Raw genomic sequence first — 8021 nt, 5'->3', positions numbered from 1 at the left:
GCTGCGCCTTCGCCAGCGCCGTCTCGAGCTTGCGATAATGCCGGCCGAGGGTGATGACGTGGCCATCGCTCGTTGCGGCGAAATCTTTCAGGCCCAAGTCAAGGCCGACCGATTTTTCGATCTCACCAGTCGCCGGCTTGGGCTTCTTCGCGACCTTGATGGTCACGTTCAGGTACCACCGACCGCGCGCATCCTCGCTGAGGTTACCGGCACCTATCTCATACTTCGACAGGCCGTAGCTGTCCCACAGGGAAAGGGCCGTGCCGCCGAAGAACACTTGACCGTTGCGATAGTGGATAGCACTGGCCTTGAACGGGATCCAGCCGAGCGAGCGGCGTGGCCCGCCCGACACGCGCCAGCGCAGCCTGGTCTTCTGGGCCTGCTTTCGACGCACGGCGTACTCCTCGCCGATGGCCTGGATGGTCTGCGAATGCAGTCCCAGCCCCGCCTTGCCCGCGCCTTTGGTATACGGATGAAAGTCGTAGCCCGACAGGAACCGGCCTTCACGTCGCCAGACTTTCTGGGAGAGTTCGTTGCAGTAGTTCCACACGAAATTCACGTCGCGCGCGAGCTCACACAACAGCGGGGCATGCTTGTCTTTCAGTCTGAAGCGCAGGACGCGGGTGGTGAGGTTCATGTGCCAATACGATTACTTCTCCGTATAGGCACGCCCTCGTTTCCCCTTAAAAAATCAGAACATCCCTCCTGCGCTGTCTACATCCGCCTTTCATCCCCGGCCTGAAGGCCGAGGTATTCAGGCCTGCCGGGGATAAAATGGCTTGCGTCGAAGTTGGATCAGGATCACCAGTAGTATTCCTGCACGGCAACGGTCGGGCCAACAGATATTGAATCCACCTGAAGGAATCCGCTCGTCAAGCGTGACGTTCGGCACCACTCCCCCGAAGATCGACGTCAACCGATGCCGAGGTCTCAACAATCTCGCTCACGAGCTTCATGGACGTCCACAATCCTGTGGTGCGTGACATTGCCACAGCATGCACACCGAAGTCGAGTATTTCCTGTACAGAAGTCGGATAGAAAATGGGAAGTGAGCAGCCCATCATCACGTGTTCCGACTGATGTGGGACACTCGAGCACTTGCACGAATGGTCGTCGCCGTAAAGCGCGACGGCACCTCCGTGTTCTGCGGTGCCTGCAAGATTCGCATGTCGAAGAACATCACCCACCCGGTCAACACCTGGCCCCTTGCCGTACCACCACCCCACAACGCCGTCATATTTCCCCTGCCCCGTAAGCTGCGCCTGCTGACTCCCCCATACGGCGGTCACCGCGAAGTCTTCGTTCACGTCGGCCTGGAAAATAATATCGTGCTTCAACTGCTTGAGGATGACCTGTGCGACCGACGTGACCTGCGCATTCGCGGTAGCCGTTGCGCACCACGGTGCGTTGCTCGTGTAACGTCTTGACGTTCGCGAACCGCTCTCCGCTTCGATCGATTGTTGAACCACTTGCCGCGCCCCTTGACGGACCGATTCGTCGAGTCCAGGGCCGACTCCCGATAGACCGACGACTGCTGTTTCCGCAAACTTGCTCATGGTGGATGGTTTTGTTGTTTGCTGGTTTCCGACTTCGACAATCAGATCCTCAGTAAGCCTCCTGCAAACCCGTCTTGACGCATTTGATCGCTCGGGTTCCCTAGGTGCAGGCTATTTGCGCCACCATGGGCGATACTCGCTACAGCGACCCATGACGCTGTCCACGCAAATCTACAACGTGCTGCGCGATGGCACCTTCACTATGACCGTGCAGCCCCAACGACGTGATTTTCGAGCGGCCGATCGCGGAAACGCTCGCCATCTCACGCACGCCAGTCCGAGAGGCGATTCTTCGTCGCGTCGTCCAACCGCTTCTTCGCCATCGCGCGCCTCTCCAGTCCATCCATTGCAAAGATAGCGCTCCAGCATGGGTGTTTTACGAAACTGTCAATGACTTTCCCGCATTACGCTCAATTCAGCTAACAACAGATTGGTCTGCTCAAGCAGCGTCGAGTGATATTCGGCGGGCAAAACCACATCGGCCATTAACGACATGGCGTCCTCAATTCCATGCCAAAGCGACGTGGTGATCTCCGCACACTGCGATGCCGTGAGGCGCGGAAATACTGCGTCGAGAAACATGCTCACGGCCGTCAACTTCGCCCAAACGAGCCATTGCCCCGGTGTTTGAGAGCACGACCGCGCCCATCGATTTCAGCAGCGCTTCACTGTTGTTCAACTCTCCACCTCGCTCAGAATGTTTGCCAGTCCGCACCCGTTGTATCCGCTGCGGCAGTGGCGTTCCTGTCAGCGGCAATGGCCTGCGCGGCCCTGGGCGCAGCGACCTCTAGCGGACCCGTCGTGCGAGCCTTGCGTGCTGGTGGACGGGGCCTGTTTTGCGGAATCGCGATGGGTGACGCAGATCGTTGCGTGCCGGCAACCTTGAATACGGAAACCATCTCGTCCAGCTTCATCGCCTGCTCTTCCAGCGATTGGGCCGCCGCCGCGGCTTCCTCCACCAGCGCCGCGTTCTGCTGCGTCACATCGTCCATCTGGCTCATCGCCTGGTTGATCTGCTCGATCCCGGTGCTCTGCGCCTGGCTGGCGGCAGTGATTTCGCCCATGATGTCGGTGACGCGCTGCACGCTGGCCACGATCTCATCCATAGTGGCCCCGGCCTGTGCCACCAATTTGCTGCCGGCATCGACCTTGTCCACCGAGTCATCAATCAAGGTCTTGATTTCCTTGGCCGCTGCCGCGGAGCGTTGCGCCAGGTTTCTGACTTCGGCTGCGACCACCGCGAAGCCTCTACCCTGTTCCCCGGCGTGGGCCGCTTCTACTGCGGCATTCAGCGCGAGAATGTTGGTCTGGAAGGTGATGCCGTCAATGACGCCAATGATATCGACGATCCTGTTGGCTGACTCGTTGATCGAGCCCATCGTGTCAACCACTTGCAAGATAACTGAGCCACCCTTGCTTGCCACTTCGGCGGCCGAGACGGCCAACTGGTTCGCCTGCAGGGCGTTGTCGGCATTCTGCTTGACCGTACTCGTCAGCTCGTGCATCGATGCGACGGTCTCTTCGAGGGAACTCGCCTGCTCTTCTGTACGGGAGGACAAATCCAGGTTGCCGCCCGCGATCTGGCTCGATGCGGTCGCAATCGTGTCAGTGCCCGTGCGCACATCGCCAACAATTTTCTTCAGGCTTTCATTCATGTCCTTGAGGGCCTGCAACAGTTGCCCGGTCTCGTCCCGGGCCTGCGTCCGAATGCTGCTTGTCAAGTCGCCGGAGGCGACGGCTTGCGCGATCAGGACCGCCTCTTGCAAGGGGCGCGTGATCGACCGTGTGATGAAATGAGCAAGGCCGATGCCGATCAACACAGCCGCCGCCCCCAGTCCAATCATCAGATTACGGGCTGACTCAATGTTTTGCTGGGCTTCAGCGCCACTGGCCTCCATCCGCCTCTTCTGCAGATCCACCAGGGCGGTGGTGTCTGTTTGTAGAACATCCAGGGCCGGAAGGGTTTCGCCACTCATCATACTGGTGGCCTCATCCCGCTTTTGCTCTGCCAGCAACTGGGCAACTTTGCTAAACGAGGTCACGTATGCCGCGCGGGATTCCCTGATCTTTGCCAGCAGCAGTTTTCCCTCGGGCGAGTACACGAGCTTGTCGAGCGTTTCAAGCGCCACGTCGATAGTCTTCTTGTTGGTGTCGATCCTTTGATGAATCGTGCTCACCTTGTCCTTGTCGCTCGTGATGAACAGCTCCATGGTCTGCCGGGCATTGGCACGGGTCGTGAGATTGATGGTCTGCGCCGCGTCTGCCTTGACCCACTGCTCGCCGATGGTCCGGTCGTTGATGTCGCCAATGCTGGCTAAACGAATCTGCACGACAACCATCAATGTCACCATCAGCAACATCACGAGCCCGAAACCCGCGCCCAGGCGCGTACCTATTTTTATATTCGTCAGATTCACTACATTTTCCCCGTTGCCGTCAGTCAAGAAAAAAAAGCTTGTCAGCCCGCTTGCGATGAATTCCGCATCCAAACGTGGGGATTTCCGCATCGAGAATATTCGCCGGAATTCATGACGTAAGAATGTTGTTCGCGCTCGTCACGTTGAGCAGGTCGCGCGCAGCCATCCCGCCACCTCGCCGGCCGGCATCGGCCGGCTTATCAGGTAGCCCTGGATCGCATCGCACCCCAGCTCACGCAGATAATCGCACTGGCCGTCCCGCTCGACGCCCTCGGCCACGACGCTCAGTTTGAATTTGTGTCCGAGCGCAATGACCGCGCCCGCAATGGCGGTATCGTTCGAATCGTGCGGCAGGCCGCGCACGAAGGTCTGGTCGAGCTTGATGCTGTCCACTGGCAGCCGCTTCAGATAGGCGAGCGAAGAATATCCCGTGCCGAAGTCGTCGATCGACAGGCGCACGCCCAGTTCACGGATCTGTTCAAGCAGGGCGACTGCCTGCGGCTGCATCAATGCGCTCTCGGTAATTTCAAGGCGCAACCGCTCGGCGGCCAGACCGGTAGCTTGCAAGGTCTGCCACACCTGCTGCGGGAAGCGCTCGTCGACCAGCTGGCGCGCCGACACATTGACTGCCACCGAGAGCGCGCATGGCCAGCCTATGGCCTCTTCGCAAGCTCGCCTGAGCGCAAACAGGCCAAGCGTGCGGATCAGGCCGGTTTCCTCGGCCAGCGGGATGAAGCGGCCGGGCGAGACGTTACCGAGCTCCGGATGCGACCAACGCATCAAGGCTTCGAAGCCCATGATGCGCTGCGACGCCAAATGATAGATGGGCTGAAAAACCAGCGAGAGTTCATCTTGCTTGAGAGCCCGAGCCAAACTGGCCTCCAAGGCCAGGCGATCGTGCTGGAGCGCATCCGCGCGGGCAGAACAAAACTGGAAGTTGCTCTCGCCATTCAATTTGACGCGATACATGGCAATGTCCGCACTCCTGAGCAAAGTCACCGCATCGGTACCATCTTCGGGAAAAATCCCCACGCCAATGCTGGCGCCGAGCCGGTATTCCCGCCCTTGAAGTCCAAATGGCTCTCCAGTGCAGCGCAGCACTTTGCGCGCCAAATGTGCCAGCACTTCGGCGTCGCCGCCATAGTCCAGCACCAGCGCGGCGAATTCGTCGCCGCCCAGCCGCGCCACCGTGTCCGTCGCGCGAAAGCAGCCGCGCAGGCGCTGCGAGAACTGTCGCAGGAGGGCGTCGCCCGCGTCGTGGCCCAGGGTGTCGTTGATCCGTTTGAAGCCGTCCAGGTCAATGAACAGCAACGCCACCTGCTGCTTGTCCCGCTGCGCCCGCGCGATCGCTTGGCGCAGCCGTTCGTTGAACGAGGTGCGGTTCAAGAGACCGGTGTGTTGATCGTAGCTGGCGAGGTAGCGGATGCGCTCGTCGGAGCGCCTGCGCTGAATGAATTGCCCAATCTGCGCGCCCAGCGTGCGACTGATCGCCGGCAAGGATGCGTCCGCCTGGCGGGCAAAGCGGCTAAAGAATTCCAGCACGCCGATGACACGTCCGGCGCCCCGCACCGGGAAAGCGAAACCGCCGCGCAGACCGGTCTCGATGGCACATTCGCGGTGCAAAAGACTCTGATCCCTGTTGACATCGGTAACCCAGCGGGGCTCGCCGCTGAGGAACACCTCGCCGATCAGACCCGTGCCGGGTGGAAATGAGACGCACTGCGAGGCCTTTTCAAACGCGCCATATGCTTTGCGGTCAACGCTCAAGCCTCTGAGCAGACGTATCTGGTTCGACGCTTCATCCAGCGACCAATACGCGCCCCACTCCCATCCGAGCGTCTGGCAGACGATGCGGATGATCTTGCCCACGATCCGTGGAAGTGCATCGGTGCCGGCCAGCAGGCGAGCGACCTCCAGCTCTACGCGCTGCTGCATCTCGATGCGCTTGAGCGACGTGATATCGCACAGGACGCCCAGCACCCGGCGTGGAACTTTGGCATCGGGTCCGCCAATCACCCGCAACCATCGCAGGCCGCCATCTTCGCGCACCACTCGGAGTTGTGCGTCGAAGGCTTTACCCAGGGTAAATGCGGCGCGCACCATTTCAGTAATGCGCCGACGATCGTCGGCGTGCAAGTTGGTGCGATAGTCGGTCAGGGCCTGCGCGGATGGGAATGAAGCAATGCCTAGCAGGCCGCGCGCCTCCTCGGAGAAGTCCGGATTCTTGGCCAGCAGGTCGAACGACCAGCTGCCGAAATGCGCCATCCGCTCGGCCTCGGTCAAGGCGGCGATGCGCTCTTGCAGGTGAGCTTCGCGTTTGGCGAGCTCTTTATTTAGGTGTTCAGCTTCCGACGGGACCGAGTTTGCGGGTCCGGCGGTCCCCAACTTGATGGCTACGCGCAGCGGAGCGGGTTCGATCGACTCGAGCGTCATGGCAAGATGCCTTCTGGTCTTCTCTTTAGTGCATCGGCATTGATCGCCAACACCTGCTCAATGATCCGATGATCGTCTTGCGTCAACGAGCTGGAATGAAACTGTTGGAGGTCCTGCAAGGCGCTCTGCAGTCGAATCCCGGCAAGCCGGCTGGTGGTCAATATCGGCCATGCATGCATGAGGTAGGCAAGTGGTATGACGCTTCTTCGCTCGCACCAACCATCAAAGAGACGGAGGCACAACTGCTCCATTTCTTCTGCGTCAACCTGTGCTAAAAAGATCCGTGTCATATCTCTCACTTCCGCCGAATACGGACAACGTCGCCTCAAAGCTTCCAGATCAGTGCCCCGTGCCGATCAACGAGCGCGGCGGGTTGAGCAATGGAAGAACTCTGGAATACGTAGATCTACGAAACCTCCACGGCCTTCAATCTCACACCGCCCCTGTACACCAGTTCCGACTTTAGTTCACACCTGCCGAATGAATCCCCAAACTGGCAAGGGAGAATTCCAAATTCTCGCAGAATCTCAACGCACCAATTCCGAAATAGGCTAGGGTCTCCCATCAACCGGTTAAAAATTTGGCCGACGAGGCAGCGATCAAACCGAGTGCAGACAGTGCCAAATGAAACTTTTTCACGAGTTAACTCCAGGATTTTTTCGATGACTGTACGAATCAGCCTGCGCAGTGTAGGAATCCCGGCACGGGAGGAAAGCCCGCAAATTTGGAAAAGTCCCTTACCCCCCGTCGAACAATGATTCATCTATTTGTCAAAACCCCGCTCCGGCGAGCCTTCACGGTTCGTACTTCCGTTAATCGCTGGTACTCGCATCGACAACAAAGTTGTATCTGAACCACAGCGCAGGACTGGGTATCGACTCCGAATCAGCGGTCCCAAAAAATCAGCGCGACGTCCGCCCCCTGGACCTCGCCGCACTTAGCCTCGTCAGCAATACAGGCTCATCAGAATCGATGACGCATACCGACTGCAACTGCAGTCTGATTGCCGCTTGATGATGGCGACAAGGTGTTGATCGCGGCCACATTCGCCCCGAACTAACCCAGTTCACCCGAAGCGTGCTGATACACGCCCTCCAGGTACACATCGGTACGCTTGCTAAGCGAGTAGTCGCCTTGTACCAATACCGTATGCCACTTCGGATCGCCTGAGCCGTTCAAGCCGCTCACACTGCCGTCCGTATGCGCATACGACGCCGCGATGCTTAGCGCCTGTGTCATCGCCATATGCGCCGATCATCAGGTGGCTCCATAACGCCGCTCAGTGACACTGCCGCCAAGGCGGCATATTGAGACGGTGGCACAAAGCAAAATGTCGTAGGTTCCACCAACAAACGATCTCAGGTCGTCGATCATAATTCCAAACGGTCATGATGAACATGACAATAATTCTATTGTTGAAACAATCCCAGCAGCATAATCTCACACTCTATTGCCGAATCGGTCTCGCAATTATGGTTGTGTTTTTTAACAAAAATGTCCTACGGATATCGGGCGCGAGAGTTCCGACGCAGGCGTTATATCAAACTGAAAGGAGAATCGAACATGCGTGATCCAGGGGCATTGATCTCGACCGAGGAGCTCGCAGCCGCGCTCG

At 58.7% G+C, this 8021-nt stretch carries 5 protein-coding genes and 2 pseudogenes; all 7 read right to left on the bottom strand.

Annotated elements, in window-relative coordinates:
* Positions 1-637, bottom strand: a 637-nt coding sequence (locus J3489_RS36610) for a transposase (RefSeq protein WP_207005676.1), incomplete at its 3' end; no start/stop codon positions are given.
* A 746-nt stretch (positions 638-1383) separates the two neighbouring features.
* Positions 1384-1556, bottom strand: a pseudogene (locus tag J3489_RS36605) (IS256 family transposase); the annotation flags it as partial.
* Between the two features lie 387 nt (positions 1557-1943).
* Positions 1944-2144 carry a hypothetical protein gene (locus J3489_RS36600; protein WP_242540598.1) on the bottom strand — a complete coding sequence of 67 codons (201 nt, stop codon included), beginning with the start codon at positions 2142-2144 and terminating at the stop codon, positions 1944-1946.
* Between the two features lie 104 nt (positions 2145-2248).
* Positions 2249-3973: a methyl-accepting chemotaxis protein gene (locus tag J3489_RS36595; protein ID WP_374193522.1), complete on the bottom strand. Its 1725-nt coding sequence runs from the start codon at positions 3971-3973 to the stop codon at positions 2249-2251.
* A gap of 138 nt (positions 3974-4111) precedes the next feature.
* The gene (locus J3489_RS36590) at positions 4112-6406 is read right to left on the bottom strand and encodes a putative bifunctional diguanylate cyclase/phosphodiesterase (protein WP_207005674.1); all 2295 of its coding nucleotides are present in this window, start codon (positions 6404-6406) and stop codon (positions 4112-4114) included.
* A complete protein-coding gene (locus J3489_RS36585) occupies positions 6403-6696 on the bottom strand; it encodes a hypothetical protein (RefSeq protein ID WP_207005673.1) in 294 nt (97 codons plus the stop codon). The genes J3489_RS36590 and J3489_RS36585 overlap by 4 nt, the downstream gene beginning before the upstream one ends.
* Before the next feature lie 673 nt (positions 6697-7369).
* Positions 7370-7648: pseudogene (locus J3489_RS36580) on the bottom strand (porin); the annotation flags it as partial.
* Positions 7649-8021 lie beyond the last annotated feature (373 nt).

Source organism: Trinickia mobilis, from assembly GCF_017315705.1.
Lineage (GTDB): Bacteria > Pseudomonadota > Gammaproteobacteria > Burkholderiales > Burkholderiaceae > Trinickia_A > Trinickia_A mobilis.
This window is presented reverse-complemented; position numbering and strand designations above follow the sequence as displayed.